Source organism: Ellagibacter isourolithinifaciens (assembly GCF_008831035.1).
GTDB lineage: Bacteria > Actinomycetota > Coriobacteriia > Coriobacteriales > Eggerthellaceae > Ellagibacter > Ellagibacter isourolithinifaciens.
In genome coordinates, this window is sequence record NZ_WAJR01000010.1 from 55,444 (window position 1) to 73,023 (window position 17,580).

Annotated in this window: 14 protein-coding genes and 1 riboswitch; of the genes, 6 read left to right on the plus strand and 8 right to left on the minus strand. The window is 60.4% G+C overall.

Annotated features, from left to right (window positions below):
- Positions 1 to 34: 34 nt before the first annotated feature.
- Positions 35 to 2,665: a DEAD/DEAH box helicase gene (locus tag F8C90_RS05635; RefSeq protein ID WP_211361034.1), complete on the minus strand. Its 2,631-nt coding sequence runs from the start codon at positions 2,663 to 2,665 to the stop codon at positions 35 to 37.
- Positions 2,666 to 2,788: 123 nt separating this feature from the next.
- Entirely contained in the window at positions 2,789 to 3,769 is a 981-nt protein-coding gene (locus F8C90_RS05640; RefSeq protein ID WP_158049481.1) for a helix-turn-helix transcriptional regulator, read from the minus strand.
- Positions 3,770 to 3,987: 218 nt separating this feature from the next.
- Between F8C90_RS05640 and F8C90_RS05645 the strand changes: the two genes are divergently transcribed.
- Positions 3,988 to 5,274, plus strand: coding sequence for a radical SAM protein (locus tag F8C90_RS05645; RefSeq protein ID WP_170264564.1), 1,287 nt, complete (start codon positions 3,988 to 3,990; stop codon positions 5,272 to 5,274).
- 113 nt (positions 5,275 to 5,387) lie between these two features.
- Here F8C90_RS05645 and thrH read toward each other — a convergent pair whose 3' ends face one another.
- Positions 5,388 to 5,987, minus strand: a complete 600-nt coding sequence (thrH, locus tag F8C90_RS05650; RefSeq protein ID WP_158049483.1) for a bifunctional phosphoserine phosphatase/homoserine phosphotransferase ThrH — start codon at positions 5,985 to 5,987, stop codon at positions 5,388 to 5,390.
- Positions 5,988 to 6,498: 511 nt separating this feature from the next.
- Here thrH and F8C90_RS05655 point away from each other — a divergent pair.
- The gene (locus F8C90_RS05655; RefSeq protein WP_158049484.1) at positions 6,499 to 7,497 is read left to right on the plus strand and encodes a DMT family transporter; all 999 of its coding nucleotides are present in this window, start codon (positions 6,499 to 6,501) and stop codon (positions 7,495 to 7,497) included.
- A 107-nt stretch (positions 7,498 to 7,604) separates the two neighbouring features.
- On the opposite strand, the gene F8C90_RS05660 is transcribed toward F8C90_RS05655, so the two are convergent.
- Positions 7,605 to 8,549, minus strand: coding sequence for a class I SAM-dependent methyltransferase (locus tag F8C90_RS05660; RefSeq protein ID WP_170264565.1), 945 nt, complete (start codon positions 8,547 to 8,549; stop codon positions 7,605 to 7,607).
- 104 nt (positions 8,550 to 8,653) lie between these two features.
- Here F8C90_RS05660 and F8C90_RS05665 point away from each other — a divergent pair, with 104 nt between their 5' ends.
- Complete coding sequence (locus tag F8C90_RS05665) at positions 8,654 to 10,615, plus strand: elongator complex protein 3 (protein WP_158049486.1); 1,962 nt, start codon at positions 8,654 to 8,656, stop codon at positions 10,613 to 10,615.
- A gap of 137 nt (positions 10,616 to 10,752) precedes the next feature.
- Here the strand turns inward: F8C90_RS05665 and F8C90_RS05670 are convergent, their stop codons facing one another.
- The 3 genes from F8C90_RS05670 to F8C90_RS05680 all read right to left on the minus strand — a co-directional run bounded on the left by F8C90_RS05670 (position 10,753) and on the right by F8C90_RS05680 (position 13,656).
- The gene (locus tag F8C90_RS05670; protein WP_158049487.1) at positions 10,753 to 11,592 is read right to left on the minus strand and encodes a TrmH family RNA methyltransferase; all 840 of its coding nucleotides are present in this window, start codon (positions 11,590 to 11,592) and stop codon (positions 10,753 to 10,755) included.
- A gap of 24 nt (positions 11,593 to 11,616) precedes the next feature.
- Positions 11,617 to 12,525, minus strand: a complete 909-nt coding sequence (locus tag F8C90_RS05675; protein ID WP_158049488.1) for a patatin-like phospholipase family protein — start codon at positions 12,523 to 12,525, stop codon at positions 11,617 to 11,619.
- A gap of 72 nt (positions 12,526 to 12,597) precedes the next feature.
- Positions 12,598 to 13,656: a hypothetical protein gene (locus F8C90_RS05680; RefSeq protein ID WP_158049489.1), complete on the minus strand. Its 1,059-nt coding sequence runs from the start codon at positions 13,654 to 13,656 to the stop codon at positions 12,598 to 12,600.
- A 224-nt stretch (positions 13,657 to 13,880) separates the two neighbouring features.
- Between F8C90_RS05680 and F8C90_RS05685 the strand changes: the two genes are divergently transcribed.
- The 3 genes from F8C90_RS05685 to F8C90_RS05695 all read left to right on the plus strand — a co-directional run bounded on the left by F8C90_RS05685 (position 13,881) and on the right by F8C90_RS05695 (position 16,890).
- Entirely contained in the window at positions 13,881 to 14,114 is a 234-nt protein-coding gene (locus tag F8C90_RS05685) for a glutaredoxin domain-containing protein (protein WP_158049490.1), read from the plus strand.
- A 159-nt stretch (positions 14,115 to 14,273) separates the two neighbouring features.
- A complete protein-coding gene (locus F8C90_RS05690) occupies positions 14,274 to 15,638 on the plus strand; it encodes a C1 family peptidase (RefSeq protein WP_158049491.1) in 1,365 nt (454 codons plus the stop codon).
- A gap of 129 nt (positions 15,639 to 15,767) precedes the next feature.
- Positions 15,768 to 15,866: riboswitch (NiCo riboswitch) on the plus strand.
- Positions 15,867 to 15,951: 85 nt separating this feature from the next.
- The gene (locus F8C90_RS05695) at positions 15,952 to 16,890 is read left to right on the plus strand and encodes a cation diffusion facilitator family transporter (protein WP_158049492.1); all 939 of its coding nucleotides are present in this window, start codon (positions 15,952 to 15,954) and stop codon (positions 16,888 to 16,890) included.
- A 108-nt stretch (positions 16,891 to 16,998) separates the two neighbouring features.
- On the opposite strand, the gene nrdG is transcribed toward F8C90_RS05695, so the two are convergent.
- Positions 16,999 to 17,556, minus strand: a complete 558-nt coding sequence (nrdG, locus tag F8C90_RS05700; RefSeq protein ID WP_158049493.1) for an anaerobic ribonucleoside-triphosphate reductase activating protein — start codon at positions 17,554 to 17,556, stop codon at positions 16,999 to 17,001.
- Positions 17,557 to 17,580: the final 24 nt, after the last annotated feature.

The window sequence follows — 17,580 nt, forward strand, 5'->3', positions numbered from 1 at the left end:
AGGGGCGCAGAAGGCGGTTGAAGCTCCCGACCGACTATTCCCCCAGGTCCTCGGCGAACCCTACGCGATAGTTCGCGAACACCACCCCGTCACCTGCCTGTGTGGCGTCCAAATCGACATCGGCCGCTATCGCGAAATCGCTGTCGCCTTCCGCATCGTGGAAAATCTGGCGCACATGCCATACGTGGGCCGATTCCTCGTCGGACTCGTCGAGCACGAGATAGGCCTTCGAGCGCGCATCTGCATCGAGGAGCACCTCTTCGTGTGCGTCGTAGAACTCGTCGAGCGCCACCGCCCAAGCACGCTCGCCGAAGCCCCAGTCCGCATCCATCTCGCCAAGCGTCGCAACGTCGCGGTGCGCCGCCGCACGCACACGGCTGAACAGGGCGTTCCGCACAAGAACGGTAAGCCCGCGACGATCGCGTACCACTGGCTCGTCCTCGGGCGAAGGCGGCGCGGCATCGAGCGCGGCGCCCGCGTTTTCCCACTCGTCAACTAAGCTCGAGTCGACCGAGCGCACGATAAGCCCCAGCCAAGCGACGACGTCCTCGAGCCGCTCGTCGCGCTTGCCCTCGGGAACCGTGCGGTCGAGGGCGCGAAACGCCTCGGACAGATATCTGAGAAGGGCACCCTCGTAGCGCGTAATCCCCAGCTTCTGGATATACCCCTTGAAGTCCGCGGCGCTCTCCAGCATGTCGCGCAGCACCGACTTCGGGCGCAGGCAGAAGTCGCGCGCCCACGGCACGCCCTCGCAGTATTTCTCGAAGGCGGCATCGAGCAAATCTTCAAGGGGCTTTTCGTAGGTCACGTCCGCGATGCGCTCGAGACGCTCCTCGTATTCCACGCCGTCCATCTTCATCTCGGCCATGGCGCGGTCGCGCGCACGGCGCTCCTGGGCGCGCAGCACCTGGCGCGGATCCTCAAGCGTCGCCTCGACCATCGACACCACGTTGAGCGCATAGTCATCATCTTCAGGGTCCAAAAGTTCCAAAGCCGCGAGCAAGAAGGGCGAAAGCGGCTGGTCGAGCGCGAAGTCTTCAGGAAGGTCAACCGTCACATAGTAGCTTGCGCCCCCGTCGGGCAGATCCTCTTTCACGACCACACCCGCGGCGATGAGCGTGGCGAACACCTCGTCGGCACGCTGCGAGAGCGCCACCTTCTCCTCGTCGGTTTGCAGCGAGTCGGCAATGAGCTCCTCCACGCGGGCGCGGGCGTCGCCCCCCTGCTCCACCTCGGCGAGCACCATCGAGTGGGTGACGCGCATGCGGGGCGTGAGCTTCTCGGGAACCGATTCCACCAGGCGGTTGAAGGTGTCCTCGCTCCAGTTGACGAAGTTCTCGGGCGGTTTCTTCTTCTTGATCTTGCGGAGCTTCTTCGGATCGCCCGCAGCCTTCACCTCGGCCTTGTGGTTCTCGATCTCGTGCTCGGGCGCCTCGGCGATGACCACGCCTTCGGCGTCGAAGCCCGATCGCCCTGCGCGCCCTGCGATCTGGTGGAACTCGCGCGAGCGCAGACGGCGCATCTTGTGGCCGTCGAACTTCGTGAGCGCGGTGAGCACGACGGTGTGGATGGGCACATTGATGCCCACGCCGAGCGTGTCGGTTCCGCAGATGACGGGGAGAACACCCTGCTGGGCGAGCTTTTCCACCAGCAGGCGATAACGGGGCAGCATCCCTGCGTGATGCACGCCGACACCGCAGCCGAGCAGGCGCTTCAACGTCTTGCCGAACGCCGTGGTAAATCGCGCGCCCTTCATGGCCTCCTTCACCGCCTCGCGCTGTTCCTTCGTCGCCACGCCGTAGCTCGCCAGTGCCGACGCGCTCGAAAGCGCCGCGTCCTGTGAGAAGTGGACGATGTAGAGCGGACCCTCCCCTTTTCGCAGCGCGAGCTCGACGGTGCCCTCAAGCGACGTGAGCGCGTATTCGTAGGAAAGCGGCACCGGGCGCGGCGCGTCGATGATGCGGGAGACGTCCTTGCCCGTCTGGCGCTCGAGCAGCCCAGCGATCTGGTCAACGTCGCCAAGTGTGGCGCTCATCAGCAAAAACTGCACATTGGGAAGCGCAAGCAGCGGCACCTGCCAGGCCCAGCCGCGATCGGAGTCGGAGAAGAAGTGGAACTCGTCCATGGCGACGCTCTCAATGGGGGCGTCCTTTCCCTCGGCGAGCGCCTGATTCGCGAGAATCTCCTCCGTGCAGCAGATGACCGGGGCAGACGTGTTGATGTGCACATCTCCCGTGATCATACCCACGTTCTCGCGGCCTAAGATGTCCACCAGGTTGAAGAACTTCTCGCTCACAAGCGCCTTGATGGGCGCCGTGTAGTAAGAGCGCTCGCCGAAGCACATCGCGATGAAGTGCATGCCAAGCGCGACGAGCGATTTACCCGAACCGGTCGGCGTACCCAAGATCACGTGGTCGCCGACCATGATGGACATGAGGGCCTCTTCCTGATGGGGCCACAGCTCGATGCCGCGCGATTCGACCCAGCCGATGAACGCCTCGTAGGCTTCTTCCTCCGTAAGGTTAGGGTTCTCATCGTAGAGCTTGCAGGCAAGTGCGCCGAGCTCGCCAGGCTCATGCGCGCGGGATGCGTCGGCAAGCTGTGCGACCTCGCTCTCGGGGGTCGTGACGTGGACAGATGCGCCGTCGTTGGTTCGTTCAGACAAAAGTCGCTCCTCGTACAGGTTCGCCCGCGCGACAAAACGACCGGACCTGCTGGCCCGCCCGACTCAGTCACCGCGAATTCGCATTCAGTTCTTCGAAGTGTAGCGCAGCGCAGCCGAATGATGCTAGCACTGCTCAAGAATGGCACGTAGATACTGCTTGTAGCTCTCTGCGAGCGACTCCGGCCCCTCGATACGAACCGTGCCGTTGCACCGCACTAGCCATCCGTAAAACGCAGGGCCTTCCTCAATCCGGGCCTCGATGCGCGCCGTTCCGTCACCGAGGTCGGTGGAGGCAACGTCGCGTCCGAAGCGGTCGACAACGGCGTTCATGGCGTGGCCATCGGCGATAAGCGTCGCGTCGACGAACGCGCCGCCAGCCGCACCAACGACTGCATTGTCGAGCCGCTCGACCGAGAAATCGCTTTGACGGGGAACCTTCGCCGCCCGCTCCTCGGAGACCTCCACGTAATCCATGCGCCCAACGCGAAAGCCCTCGAAGTTGTCGGTTTCGGGATTGTAAGTGACCAGGTAGTACACGCCTTGGTTCACGATGATTTCCACAGGCGTCTCCACATAACGCTCGCCGCTGCGGCGCATGACCTTCTCTTTCGCGGCGTTGTAGCTGAAATAGCGGAACGACACCTTGCGCTTGCCCGCAATCGCCTCCAAGATGCGGTCGACATTGTAGAGCAGCGAGTCGCCCTGGATTTTGATGCGCCCGCTTACGGAAAGGTGACGGTCAAGCAGGTCGCGCTCGCGCTTGGGCGCGAGACGCTTGATCGAGCGGACGAGCGCGTCGGACTTGCGCTGCGTCAAATGGCGCGAACTCTGCACGGCGTCCACGATAAGCATCAGATCGTCAAGCTCGATAGATCGCGTGACAAGGGCGTACTCGAGCGGCGCTCGCTGAAACGTCTGGATATCGAGGCCGAATTCCCGCAGCGACTCGATGTCGCGATAGACCGACTTGCGCTCCGCCGTGATGCCGCGAGCCTCGAGGCGTTCGAGAATCTGCGTCATGGTCAAGCCGGCGACAGCGTCGGTCTCCTCCACGAGCATCTTCGCAATGTAGAGGAGCTTGAGTTTTTGCAAATTGGCCGCCACGGGACACCCTCCCTTTTATGCCTCAGTTACCACACTGATTATACTTCTTTGTTTCCCCAGGTAAACTAGCATTCGTTACAAAAATCACGTCGATTATGACATTTACCCGTCCCAAAGTTGTCTCAGAAGACGTCAAATTATCGGAAAGGGCGCAAGCGAGCAAGGTCGGCTATAATCGCAAGGCAGATGCAACCGGACGACGACTTGGATGTGACTTCATGAACGCAGGCACCCTGGCAGGCAACGATTCCCTTCGCGCAGCGCTGCGCCACTACGACGAGGTCCGCGAGACCTACCTTCGCGCGCTCGCCGAGCATGGCGTGGAATTCGCGCCCGCAGGCTCCTCCGATGCCGAGATCGCCCAACTGCGAGACGAGCTTGCGCAACGCGGTGCCGAGTTCCGTAACGCAGGTGCGTCAATTCGCGTGGGCTGGATCTCGAAGGCATGCATCGAGTGCACGGGAAACAAAGGCTCCGAAACGTTTTCCACCACATTCAGGTGCCATCGCGACTGCTATTTCTGCTTCAACCACAACCAGGCGGACTACGACAAGTTCGTCCGCGAGGGCTGCCCATGGGAAGAGGGCCTCGCCCGCGCCGCCGAAACCTACAAAAACGGCCTCGCCGTCATCGGGCTCACGGGAGGCGAGCCGCTTTTGAGCTTCGATGCGTCAATCGCGTTCCTCAACCGCGCACGCGAGCTTTTCCCCGAGGCGCACAAGCGCATGTATACCTCGGGCGACCTGCTGACAGAGGACATGACGCGGGCGCTGCGTGATGCGGGGCTGCAAGAGATCCGCTTCAGCGTGAAGGACTTCGACCCCAAGCCCATGCAGGAGCGCGTGCTCGATGCGATGCGCCTGGCGAAGCGCTACATCCCCGACGTCATGGTGGAGATGCCCATCATCCCCGGCACCGAGGCGCGCATGAAAGAGCTGCTCGCGAGCTTCGAGGAAATAGGCATCCGCGGGATCAACATGCTCGAGTTCTGCTTCCCCTTCCACAGCTGGGACGAGTTCGCGCGCCGCGGGCTTGTCGTGCGCAACCCGCCCTTCGACGTGATGTACGACTACGGATACTCAGGCGGCCTTCCCATCGCCGGCAGCGAGCAGCTTGCGCTCTCGCTGATGATATGGGCACACGACCAGGGGTTCTCGTTTGGCATGCACTACTGCTCGCTCGACAACAAGCACCGAAGCGAGATGCGGCAGCGAAACGAGCGCGCCGCCCACGTGCACCCCTGTTTCACCTTCGACAAGGGGGATTTCTTCCTGAAGACAGCGAAGGTGTTCGGCCCCGACCGCGAGGTGGCGCGTCCCGTCCTCGCCATTGCCGGCTGCGACACGATGGTCGACAGCGACGAGGAGGACTCGACAACTTTCCCCTTGCGCTATCTGGAGTTTCTGCGCGGCGTGAACGTCACGCCCGCCGTCGCGTATGCCGTGCTCGAGTCTGACGAGAACGGCTCCTACATTCAAGAGCTCGACCTGCGCGTGGCGGAATAGCGCGCTTGGGGCGCCCCGCAGCCTTCGCAACCTAAAAGCCAAGAGAACGACGGCCCATCGGCGCGAACGCGATACCAAATGCCGCGTTCGAGCCGATGGGCCTCGGCAGCTTTCTACAGCGCAGACTCGATTGCGGCCAGAAGCTCGTCGTATTCCTCGAGCGTGGGGACATCGGGGTTCTCGGCCTTCGTCGACGGCGCACCCTTGAACAGCCAGCCCGCCTTGCTTGCGCGAATCATTCCCAGGTCATTGTACGAATCGCCCGCGGCGATGGTCTCCATCCCGCAGCTCTGCAGCGCGCGAACGGTCGTGAGCTTTGTCTGGTCGCAGCGCATCTTGTAGCCGGTGATGGCGCCGTCCTCGCCCACTTCAAGCGAGTTGCAGAATATGGTGGGCCAGCCGAGTTTGTGCATCAGAGGCTGCGCGAACTGTTCGAAGGTGTCGGAGATAATGATGACCTGCGTCTTCTCGCGCAGCGCATCGAGGAATTCGCGGGCGCCCTCCATTGGGTCGATCGTGGCGATCACGTCTTGAATCTCGGCCAGGCCAAGTCCATGTTCGCGCAGGATGTCCAGACGGAAGTTCATGAGCTTATCGTAATCGGGCTCGTCGCGCGTCGTTCGCTCAAGCTCGGAGATGCCGCTCGCCTTGGCGAACGCGATCCAAATCTCGGGGACGAGCACACCTTCCAAATCCAAGCAAACCACGTTCATAGGACATCCTTTCCTTATGCAGGCTCAAGGCGTTGGAGAATTCCAGCGCAACGGAAGTTAGGGTCCGCAGCACGCAACGTCGCGAGCTGGGCGGGCACTGCCCTATGATAGCCTATCGAAAACGTCGGCATTCAAGCAATCGGCTGGACGGCGCCCGCATACGACGTCGATGGCGCTTTGCATCGTTCGCTCGCGTAGCTCAACTGTTCGGGGTGCCCGTCCCGCCGCCCGCCTCGAACCGTGCAACAAGGCCAATCCTGTCGTAAACGGCACGAGCGAGGTCATTTCCCTCATATCACTTGAACTGCCGGGCAGACCGTGCATAATGTTCAATTCGAATGGCTTCTACGATATCCCACATACCCTCTTCAACTGCACGGAAAACATGGGGGTCTCCTCGCTGCGCAAGTGGCAGGAGGTTCATTTCGCAAGCTCAATTGAAGAGGTGGCTGGCATCCTAGTTCCATGCTAGCCGTATCATTTCTCCGAATTGCCAGGAGCACAAGCAATCATGAGCATCCTCGACAAGCAATACCCAACGAACGTTTATCGGCTCATCCTCATCACGGCCGCCGCCATCTGGGGCCTCGGCTTCGTGATCGGCAAAAGCGCCATAACCACCGTTGGCGCCACCTGGTTCACCGCCATCCGTTTCTTTGGGGCGGGCATCGTTTTGCTCATCATCCTGTTTCCCCATATCAAGCGAAGTTTCTGTCGAAAGACGCTAAAAGCGGGCATGATCATAGGCGTGGCAACGTTCCTCGGGTTTTGGACGCAGTTTCTGGGCCTGGGCATGACGACACCATCGAAGAACGCCTTTTTGAGCGCGTGTTATTGCCTGACTGTGCCGTTCATCTGGTGGGTGGTCTCCCGCCGCCGCCCGCCCGCCAAAGTGTTTATCTCCGCGGCAATATGCACGGCCGGCATCGGGATGGTATCGCTGACCGAAGGCTTCTCCATCAGCCTGGGAGACGGCATCAGCATTCTCTCGGCGTTCCTCTACGGCGCTGAAATCGTGATCATCGGCCTGGTCATGCGCGATAACGATATTCTGACCACCACCGTCGTCCAGCAATTCACCAGCGGAATCTTGGCCCTGCTGCTCGCCTTGACCACGCAGCCCATGCCAACGGCGGCGCAGGTGATCACTCCCGAGTTCATCGGCGCCATGGCCTACGTTGCCGTTCTTTCGGCGGCCTTTGGGGCTGTGGCGCAGAACACAGCGCAGGCACATGTGTCCCCTTCCGAGGCGGGCCTGCTCTGCTCGCTTGAAAGCGTGTTCTGCGCCCTGTTCAGCGTGGCATTCTTCGGCGAGGTGCTCACGCCGAGGATGGCGTTAGGCTTCGCGCTCATCTTCGCCTCCGTCGTGGCAACTCAGCTTGGCGACAAGGGCGGTAGCACCGCAACCAACTCCTCTCCCGAGGAGTCCGCCGACGACGGACCAGCGGCCACCACAAGCCGGGAATCCAGCGAACCCGTCAAACGAAACCGTGGAAGAATCACCCGTTGAACTGCGAGTATCGTAGCTCGCAAGCCCCTTTTGGCTACTAAACGAGAAACCCCGCATTCTCGGTGCCAAGTCCGCGATTGGCCACGGAGCATAGGTCATGATAGCGGTTAAGCCCGACGGCGAAACACGAGATAGCTGTTCAGGGTGCCCGTCCGGCCATCCGCCTCGAATCGCGCAACGAGGCTCGCCTGGCGGTCGACGGCACGAGCGAGGTCAGCCACCTCCTCGTCCGAGAAGGTGTGACAATAGCGGTATGCATGCTGCCTGTTCTGCCACCCAAGCAGGTAATCGCCCTCATCGAGCGCGGGCAGCCCATACTCCACGCGAGCTTCCGCCGACGTTTCTACCGCCCTTGCTGCAAGCTCGGGACTCTTCGCGAACTGCCAAAGCGACACCGCCACGTGCCCGCCGGGGCGCACGCTCTTGACGAGCGCCCGCAGAAGCGCCGCCCGCGAATCGGCACCGGGGACGTGGTGGAAGAAGCCGAAGCACACCGCCATATCGACAGACGGCGCTTTGATTGCGCGCCCAATCGAGCCGTCTATCAGTGAGTTTGCGATATCAAGCTTCTGGAAGGCAACGTTGTCGGCGTCGCCCGCGAGCCCATCGCGCGCAAGCTGCTCGCAATCGTCCACCGCGAAGTAGGCTATCGCCGCACCGGGCAACGCCTCTTGCAGAAAACGAAGGAAGCGCCCGTTGCCGCACGCCACATCGAGCACACGAAACGGCTCGCGGGAAAGCTGGCCGGCGAGGGGGGCGACATCACCGGGAAGAGGGCCTTCCGGACGCTCGCCGCAAGACCCCGCATCCTCGGGGCGCTCGCCAGCATCGCGCTCCAACTTGCCAGGGCGCGCCACGCCCTCGTGTCGAGAGCCCTCGAGGTGCGCCCCGCTGCTTACCGCCGCCGACGTCCCGGCGCAAAGCCCCATCTCGTCGAGGCAGCGCCCCCAACCCGCCCACGAGGAGCGACGGGTCGACGAGAACGACGAGGCGTTCTCGCGGTAGAAGGTCGAGGTTATGTCGCACAGCTTTCGGGCGGTTTCAGTATCCATAAGGCATCCCGTGCATTGTATCGCTTCGCGGTTCAACGCGCCGCCCGCAGCAGGCCAACAATCCGCCAGTGCGCGCCAGGTTCGCATAGCGTACAATGCCGCTTATGCAGAAAACCCTCGAAATCATACTGTCGGCCCTGAGAGAACAGGGGCAGCCGCTCGACGCGAACGCGCTCGACCGAATTATCCGCGCGCGCAACCGCGAGCTACGAGGCCCTGTTCGCGCGGTGGCAAAAAAGAAGCTTCTCCCTTTCTACCAAAAGGTCAAGGAATCCGACCCCGAGCTATGGCGCGGTTGGGACATCGATGACGCACTCGAGGCGCTCCTCGTGCGCACCCTGCGAATGAAGCCCATGCGCACCGCGTCGGGTGTGGCGACCGTGACGGTGCTCACCAAGCCGTGGCCCTGCGCAAGCGCCTGCCTCTACTGCCCGAACGACATCCGCATGCCGAAGAGCTATCTAGCCGACGAACCCGCCTGTCAGCGAGCCGAGCGCAACTGGTTCGACCCCTATCTGCAGGTGGCGCTTCGCCTTCGCACGCTCGCTGACATGGGGCACACGACCGACAAGGTAGAGCTCATCGTCCTCGGCGGCACTTGGACAGACTACCCGCGCGAGTACCGATTCTGGTTCACGCGCGAGCTCTTCCGCGCGCTGAACGAGGCATCGGACGCAAACGCGCAACGGGCGAGCATCGCCGAGCGACGCGCCTTCTACGAGCATTGCGGCGTTTTGAGCGAGCGAGACGACCTCGCCGCATTTGCTCGCAACGAGCAGGCTCGGGTCACCTGCGGCGAGCTCACCTACAACCAGGCGATTCGCGAACTCTACGGGAACGACGCGGGCTGGCAGCGGGCAAGCAAAAGCCAGACGGCCGCGCTCGCAGATGTCACCCTCGAACACGAGCGCAACACGCAGGCCACGCATCGCTCAGTGGGACTTGTCATCGAGACACGCCCCGATTGCATCACCCCCGGAGCGCTCACCGAAATGCGGACACTCGGCGCAACGAAGGTGCAAATCGGCATCCAAAGCCTTGACCAGCACATACTCGATGCGAACCTGCGCCGCATCTCCCTCGATCGCATCGGGCGCGCCTTCGAGCTCGCAAGGCTGTTCGGCTTCAAAATCCACGCGCACTTCATGGCTAACCTTTACAGGGCCACGCCCGAGAGCGACGTCGCGGGGTACCGTGCCCTTGTCACCGACAGGCGCTTCCTTCCCGACGAGGTGAAAATGTACCCCTGCGCGCTCGTCGACGGCACGGGTCTTGTGACTCACTGGCGAAACGGCACGTGGAAGCCCTACACCGAGAGAGAGCTCATTGACGTGCTGGTCGCGAACATGCAGGCCACACCCCCCTACGTTCGCGTGTCGCGCATGATCCGCGACATCTCCTCGCACGACATCATGGCCGGCAACAAGAAAGTGAACCTGCGTCAGATGGTCGATTGCGAGCTAGCGCGTCGCGGCGGCGGCGTGGAGGAAATCAGGACGCGCGAGATCGGCACGCGCGGGGCGGATTTGACCGAGCTTGCGCTCATCGAGTTCCCCTACGAGACCACCGTATCGAGCGAACGCTTCCTGCAGTGGGTAACGCCCGAAGGGAAAATCGCAGGGTTTTTGCGTCTGTCGCTGCCGAAAGCGAGCGCGATCGAGGCTGCGCGCGCGGAAGCGGAAAGCGAGCGCGGAGTGATCGGCTCAACGGGGTGCGAGGCAATGCCGATCGAAGGCAAGGCCATCTCTCACCAGGCCGCACGCGATATTGAGCCTGCAAGCGCAAGCGCGCAAGAAGAGCGCTCCGCCCGCGGCGCCTTCCCCCTGGCTGCAGACGAGGCCATGATCCGCGAGGTACACGTGTACGGCGCCGTCGCCGCGCTCGGCCATGCAAGCACAGGCGCGCAGCACACGGGGCTGGGCCGCAAGCTCGTCGCGCGGGCATGCGAAATCGCGCAAGAAGCAGGCTACGAGCGCATAAACGTCATCGGCGCGGTGGGGACGCGCGAGTACTATGCGACCCTCGGCTTCGAGCAACACGGCCTTTACCAGCAAAAAGAGCTTTAAGCTTGCAAAGCACGCAGGGGCAGCCCCTAACGACCGGCGCCCCCGCTATTCTCGACGTCGGCCCTTCCCAAAAAAGCAGAAAGCGAGACAATCACCCGACCTCCGCCTCACCGTCGAAATTATCGCTGGCAGAGAGCTCACCGCACCCGCAGCTCCCAGAAGGCAACGGCGCTTGCCGCGGCCACGTTCAGGGAGTCGACATCGTGCGCCATGGGTATCTTCACCGTGTAGTCGCTCGCGTCGATCGTGGCTTGAGACAAGCCCTCGCCTTCAGTTCCGAGGACGATCGCGAGCTTCTCGCAGGAGCGAAGAGCCTCATCATCAAGCGAGATGGATTCGTCGGACAGGGCCATCGCCGCGACCTTGAACCCCAGGTCGTGAAGGAGCGGAATCCCCTCCCCCGCCCAAGACTGAACGCTTCCGATCCGCGTCCAGGGAACCTGGAACACCGTCCCCATCGACACGCGGGCGGCGCGACGGAAAAGCGGGTCGTGGCACGACGGGGTCACGAGAACCGCATCGACGCCGAGCGCAGCAGCGGAGCGGAAGATCGCCCCGATGTTGGTCGAGTTCCCGATATCCTCGAGCACCGCCACACGACGTGCACCCAGACTGTCCAGCAGCTCGGTCGCATTTGGTAAAGACGGGCGCTCGAACACGGCAAGTGCGCTTCTGACCACCTCGTATCCGGTAATCTCCTTGAAGAGCGTCTTGGGCGCGACGTAAATCGGCGTCGAGGCATTTGCCGCAAGCGCACGCTCGATGACGGGCATCGTGTCCTCGAGCAGCTTTTCGGGCAGCAGCATCGCGCGCGGGACGGCGCCGGCGACCATCGCGCGCTCGATCACCTTGAGCGACTCGCCGATGAACAGCCCTCTCTCGCGCAGTTCTGCGTCGGCCGTGCGCGTGAACAGGGAGAAGTCCCCGCCCCTCTCGACATCTGCGTCGCCCGTCTGCTCCAATGTGATTATCGGCATTGCTCTCCCCTCTTGCGACATCGCCTACCGGCCACCAATCCACGCCTCCCACGAGGCTGCCTCGCGTTGCGCCTGCGCGTAGCCCGCATCGTAGGACGCGCAAAGCTTCTCCCAATTCGTCTCTTTGTTGTCAACGGGCATCTCGTCGGGATAGAAAACGCAGGCAGAGCCCTCCCGTTCGAGCCGCTCCACCTCGTCGCACAGGGCGTTATAGCGAGACGGCCTCTCGATGGTGCGTTCGGCAACCAGGGGATGGTTCCGGAAGGCGGCGCGGAACACGGCGCGCGACAAAGCACCAAGGGGCTTTTTGCGATACCCCCGCGGCTGCGTTCGCACAATGAAGAAGCGCTCGAAACCGTCACGCCGCGCCGCGTCGAGACAAATTCCCCAGCTCGTCCCCATTCCGCCGTCCATATAGGTGCGACCGTCGATCGTCGTCGGCGGCATGAACAGGGGCATAGTCGAACTGGCGCGCACGCGCAGCATCATGTCGAGCATCGTCGGCATATCCGCCTTCGTCCACGCCACGGTCTCGCCGGTTTCCCAATCGAATCCCTCGATGTGCACCTCGGCCTTGTTCGCAAGGAACGTCTCGAAGTCGAAGGCCATCACCTCGTCGGTGCCCGCCAAATCCTCAGCGATTCCCTCGTAGAGGTGATGCGCGTTGAAAAACCCTCTACCAGATAGGAAGCTACCGACACCTCCGAACTCAGGGTCGCGCACCAAATCGGTGAACGAGGCGCGCGAGCGCTCGATATCGCGCGACACGTAGTTGACCGTATGGCTTGCACCAGCGGAAATGCCGTAAACCTTCGGAAAGTTCAGCTCGCGTTCGAGCAGTGTCGTCACCACACCGGCCGTGTAGCTCGCGCGCATGCCACCGCCCTCGAAGATAAGCGCAACGTCGTCTATGTTGGGTTCGTATTGAGACATGGCAGGGATTATACCCCGACAAAGCCCTGATTGTTGGTTGCATCTGCGCGATTGGCCGCGCTTGCGAAACCTCTATTCGCCGCTTCCAGATACGGTGCCGTTGGAAGCAGACGACGACCCCGATGCGGAGTCCTGGCCAGAAGAAGCGCTTCCGCCGCTCGCGCTCCCCTGCTCTCCCGATGAACTTGCGCCTGCATTTGTGCCCGAAGATGTCGAGGTACCGCTTTGCCCCTGGCCGCTTCCCTGCGCTCCCGATTGAGAGGACCCTGACTGATTTTGCGAAGTCGAGCTGTTGGTATCCGAAGAGTCGCTTTTCGCCGCATTCGAAGTTGCGCTCGACGCGGACGCGCTCTGGGAATCACCGCTCGCCTCAGAATCGGCCACGTGCTGCTTGTCCACCTGGGCATCTTGCTGCGCGTCCGAATCCTGGTTCTCCCGGACAACCTGCTCGATCGCCGCTGGCTTCGCGCCAAGACCCTGGCCTTGCGTGGTCAGCATGACAAATCCCGCGCTCACCGCCACCGCGACGAGTGCGGACACTATCGACACGGCGATCACGCCTCGCTGTATGCGCTTATCATGCTCGCGCTTCTCGCGAACATGCTGCGCAGTGATGTCCCCGGCGAGCGACTTATCACCCAGGTGAGGCGTCACCGTGGCGCGGCCGGGCACTCCCCCAGCAATCACGCGCCCCGAGGCGAACTGATCGACGGCCCTCATCGAAGTGCCCGCAAACTCAGCTTGTTCGGTTTGCCCCGCTTTCGGGCCGTCGGCTCGCACATCTTCTTCCGTCGAGGCTGTGTCATCTTCCTCCGTCCCAAATGGGACCGCCTCTAAACCTTCCAACCCTTCAGCGTCGCCAACGCCGTCAGTATTCGACTCCTCATCCGAGTCGTGCATGCCGCGCAGCTTAGTCGCCGACTGCTCCAGGAAGCGCTTGTATACCTGCGACGCGACCGTCGAGACGACCGAGCCAACCGCAACGCCGATCACCGACCCTGCGATGCCAATCTGCGCCGAAAGCAGCATCGACGTCACCGCGGCAAGCGCGCCCGCCGTAAGCTGCGCGCCAGAGAGCCCCTCGAACAAGCTCTTTGCCGTGAATGATGTGTTCTTTGCCCGTTCAGCCATGTTCAACCTCGTGCTTATCATCTTCTCGCTTGCTTTCCGAAGGTAGAACATATCCTCCTCATGTGGTGGGAATTTGAACCAGGGGAACTCTTCGCCAGATTGATACCCAACCCTCACAGATATGTCACTTTCGCCCCGCTGCAAGGCTCTACCGCGATCGAAGCCGCCAAGAAAGTTACCTAAGCGTATACTTGCCGTAGTGTTTCCGACTGAAAGGATTCTCGATGGAAAAGCCTATTCTTTATTACTGGGCGCCCTGTTCAACCTGCTCGGTGGCGGTGAACATCGCCGATGAGCTGGGGATAGAGCTCGACAAGCGCGACGTCGAGCAGGAAGCCCCCTACCAAGAGCTGCTTGCGCTCGGCGGCGACGCGAACAAGATTCCCTACCTCTATGTGGGCGGCGAGCTTATCGAGGGGCAGGAAGCAGTACTGGCGAAACTCGAAGCCATGAAATAAAGGGCCTCATCGCCTTGTGCCGCGCGGCCGCCTGAGAGTGCGTTGCCCATCTCTGGCGTCGCGCGGTTTTGTTCTACCAGCCGTCATCGGCCTGCCCGTTTTCCCGTCGTTGTGCTAACCTCCGAACATAAGTTGCAGCACTCCCGTTTGGAGGTATCTATGAATCAAACCGAAGGCCCTATCGCCTACACCGCCATCCCCGACAAGGTCACCCGTAATGCGCATGCGGCTTTTGCCTCGGACCCAGCCGCGCGCATCGCAAAGAATGCCGTTTCCGCAAGCCCGATACGCAAGGTCGCCCGCGTCCCCGAGGCGCTCAGCCTCGATGCGAGCACCTTCGACGTCCAGCTCTCCCAAGGCGACATCACTAACCAGAAGCGTTCGGGTCGCTGCTGGATGTTCGCAAGCCTGAACACCATGCGCTTTCGCATCATGAAGAAGCTCAACCTGAAGACGTTTGAGCTGTCGCAAGCCTATCCCCTCTTCTGGGACAAGTACGAGCGTGCCAACTGGTTTTTCCAGAACATCATTGCCACCGCAAATGAGCCTGTGACCTCGCGAGATGTTTCGTTTCTTCTCCTTGACCCGCTTTGCGACGGCGGGCAGTGGGATATGTTTCGATCCATTGTGAAGAAATACGGCGTCGTGCCGAAGGACGCCATGCCCGAAACGCACTGCTCGTCGAACACGGGAGATATGGATGCCTTCCTTACTCGCTTCCTTCGCGCTGGCGCTAAAGCGCTTCGCGATATGATCGCGGGCGGTGCCGACAAGGAGACCCTTGCCGCAAAGCAGGCTGAGCTTCTCGAGCAGTTCTACCGCATGCTTGCAATTTGCCTCGGCGAGCCGCCGAAGTCGTTTGAAGCCCGTATCCGCGACAAGGACGACAAGCTGGTCGTTTCGGGGACCTTCAGCCCAAAGCAGTTCTTTGACGAATACGTAGGCATGAACCTCGACGACTACATCTCGGTCATCAACGCTCCGACCGAAGACAAGCCGTACTATCGTTCATATTCCGTAAGGTTCCTTGGTAATGTTGCCGAAGATGGAGGGGTCCATTACGTGAACCTTCCCGTCGAATCTCTAAAGAGAGCGGCAATCGCCCAGCTCAAGGACGGCCTTCCTGTATGGTTCGGCTGCGACGTCGACCAGAACTACCTGCAAGACGACGGCATGATGGGTATCACCACCATGGATGCCGACGGGCTGTTCGGCGTGCCGGTAATGGCAGGCTTGGACAAAGCGGCTCGACTCGATTATGGCGAATCGCTTATGACGCATGCGATGGTGTTTCAGGGAGTGAACTTGGACGGCGAGGGGAAGCCCACGCTTTGGCGCGTCGAGAATAGCTGGGGCAAAGACCACGGCCATGACGGCTATGATCTTATGACCGACGATTGGTTCTCGGAATACGTCTATCAGGTCGTCATCGACAGGAAATATCTCACCGAGGATGAGCTTGCAGCCTACGACAGCGCCTCCACTCCCCTTGCACCATGGGACCCCATGGGCGCGCTTGCATAACATTATACCTGCTAGATTCACTTTTTCGCCACAATCCTGATGTTAGTGGTGACAAACTGAATTCACAACGATTACAATGTGGCCACTCTTTGCACTGCATTGCCGCGACAGTCAACGCGACAAGCTTTTACAGCGCAAACTGATCAGGCCGTGGTGTAGCGCCATGGAGCCGGGCCGGCGGGGACGTCGGCAGCAGATGCATCTTTTGGACGCGCCTGCGGGACAGTTGCCGTTCCGCAGGCGCGTTTTGTATTTTTCGAACGCAAGTGCGGGTAGCTAAGAGACACTGTTCCCTACCCAAGGAGTTCGACCAATGGCAGATAACCCCAAAACCAACCCTATGAATGACGAAGACCCGAAGTCTCGCAAGGACAGAGACATTCCGGATAGGCAAAAAGTAACCCGGAAAGTCGCCACTGTCGGAGTGGGCGGAAATATCTTTCTTGCAGCCTTTAAGCTGTTCGCAGGCATTTTCGGTAATTCCACCGCAATGATATCCGATGCCGTCCACTCGCTTTCGGACGTGTTCGCGACCGCTATTGCATTTGTGGGTGTGAGGCTTGCTGAGCGCGACGCCGACAGCGACCACCCTTATGGACACGAACGGTTCGAAAGCGTTGCATCCCTTGCTTTGGGTCTGATTCTTTTGTTCACGGGCTTGGCAATCGGATACTCCAGTTTGGAGAGCATTGCGACCGGGTCGTATCTCGATACCGCCACGCCGAGCCTCATTGCCCTCATCGCGGCAATTGTATCTATCGTCGCAAAGGAAGGGATGTTCTGGTATACCCGCCATTGGGCGCGCACCATAAACTCGAGTGCATTCATGGCCGACGCATGGCACCATCGCTCTGACGCGCTCTCCTCTGTTGGCGCGCTTGCTGGCATCGGCGCCTCGATGCTCGGGTTTCACGCAGGCGACGCAATTGCCAGCTTGGTCATCTGCGTCATCATATTGAAGGTCGCATTCGATGTCTTAAAGGAATCGCTTAGTAGCCTAACTGATACCGCTTGCGATTCGGCATTCGAACATGAGCTCGGAGATGTCATCAGCAATACACCGGGTGTTATCCGAATCGACGACTTGCGTACACGCAAGTTTGGAAACAAGGTATACGTTGACGCAGAAATCGCCGTTGATGGCTCGCAAACGCTTATTCAAGCTCATGAAATCGCTGAAGCCGCTCACGATGCCGTTGAGTCTCATTTTGACAATGTGAAGCATATTATGATTCATGAGAACCCCGCATAGAGCCCCGATTGCGCCTCGATAGAATCTAGAAATTGAGCCTTTAAGATAAGGCCGCCACATCCCTCGTGGCGGCCTTATCTATCTTGAAGCTTATATCTTACGATTCGATTAATCGCGATTCATACTATGCGTCGCATAAGTTGGATCGTCTTCCCAAAGTCGAAGCTCCCCCTCCGCTCTTGTTTTTGCAAGATCGATAATTCTCTGATTGGACGATCCTTTAAACCTGAGAGTAATGTCATGCTTATCTTGCTCAAATGGGCCATCCACCAAAATATCAACGAGAGACAAAATCTCCTGGGTTTCTTTGCAACTGCATCGAAATCGAGAGTCAAGCAAGTTCTCATAAAGCTCTCCTGTATAGCACCAAATGGTTTTTTCAGGAAAGCGGCTTCTCACCCTCTGGAGAAACGGCAGCAGACCAGTTTGGTTCTCCGGCTCCATTGGCTCACCGCCAAGAAGCGTCAAACCATCAACGTAAGAAGCGCTTAAACTCTCGAGGATTTCATCTTCGATCTCACGAGTGAATGGTTTCCCTGCCGAGAAATCCCACGCTTCTGTGTTAAAGCAACCAGGGCAGCCTCGCCGGCATCCTGACACGAACAGTGTCGTGCGAACACCCTCACCATTAGCAATATCGAAATATTTGATTGTGGAGTAATTCATCTTTTCACCTCTTCCCTTTTACCT

Excerpts from the sequence above, each read along its gene's own strand:
- F8C90_RS05680 (WP_158049489.1), bottom strand. The coding sequence starts at position 13,656 with ATGGCTGAACGGGCAAAGAACACATCATTCACGGCAAAGAGCTTGTTC.
- F8C90_RS05685 (WP_158049490.1), top strand. The coding sequence starts at position 13,881 with ATGGAAAAGCCTATTCTTTATTACTGGGCGCCCTGTTCAACCTGCTCG.
- F8C90_RS05675 (WP_158049488.1), bottom strand. The coding sequence starts at position 12,525 with ATGTCTCAATACGAACCCAACATAGACGACGTTGCGCTTATCTTCGAG.
- F8C90_RS05665 (WP_158049486.1), top strand. The coding sequence starts at position 8,654 with ATGCAGAAAACCCTCGAAATCATACTGTCGGCCCTGAGAGAACAGGGG.
- F8C90_RS05660 (WP_170264565.1), bottom strand. The coding sequence starts at position 8,549 with ATGGATACTGAAACCGCCCGAAAGCTGTGCGACATAACCTCGACCTTC.
- thrH (WP_158049483.1), bottom strand. The coding sequence starts at position 5,987 with ATGAACGTGGTTTGCTTGGATTTGGAAGGTGTGCTCGTCCCCGAGATT.
- F8C90_RS05670 (WP_158049487.1), bottom strand. The coding sequence starts at position 11,592 with ATGCCGATAATCACATTGGAGCAGACGGGCGACGCAGATGTCGAGAGG.
- F8C90_RS05645 (WP_170264564.1), top strand. The coding sequence starts at position 3,988 with ATGAACGCAGGCACCCTGGCAGGCAACGATTCCCTTCGCGCAGCGCTG.
- F8C90_RS05695 (WP_158049492.1), top strand. The coding sequence starts at position 15,952 with ATGGCAGATAACCCCAAAACCAACCCTATGAATGACGAAGACCCGAAG.
- nrdG (WP_158049493.1), bottom strand. The coding sequence starts at position 17,556 with ATGAATTACTCCACAATCAAATATTTCGATATTGCTAATGGTGAGGGT.
- F8C90_RS05690 (WP_158049491.1), top strand. The coding sequence starts at position 14,274 with ATGAATCAAACCGAAGGCCCTATCGCCTACACCGCCATCCCCGACAAG.
- F8C90_RS05655 (WP_158049484.1), top strand. The coding sequence starts at position 6,499 with ATGAGCATCCTCGACAAGCAATACCCAACGAACGTTTATCGGCTCATC.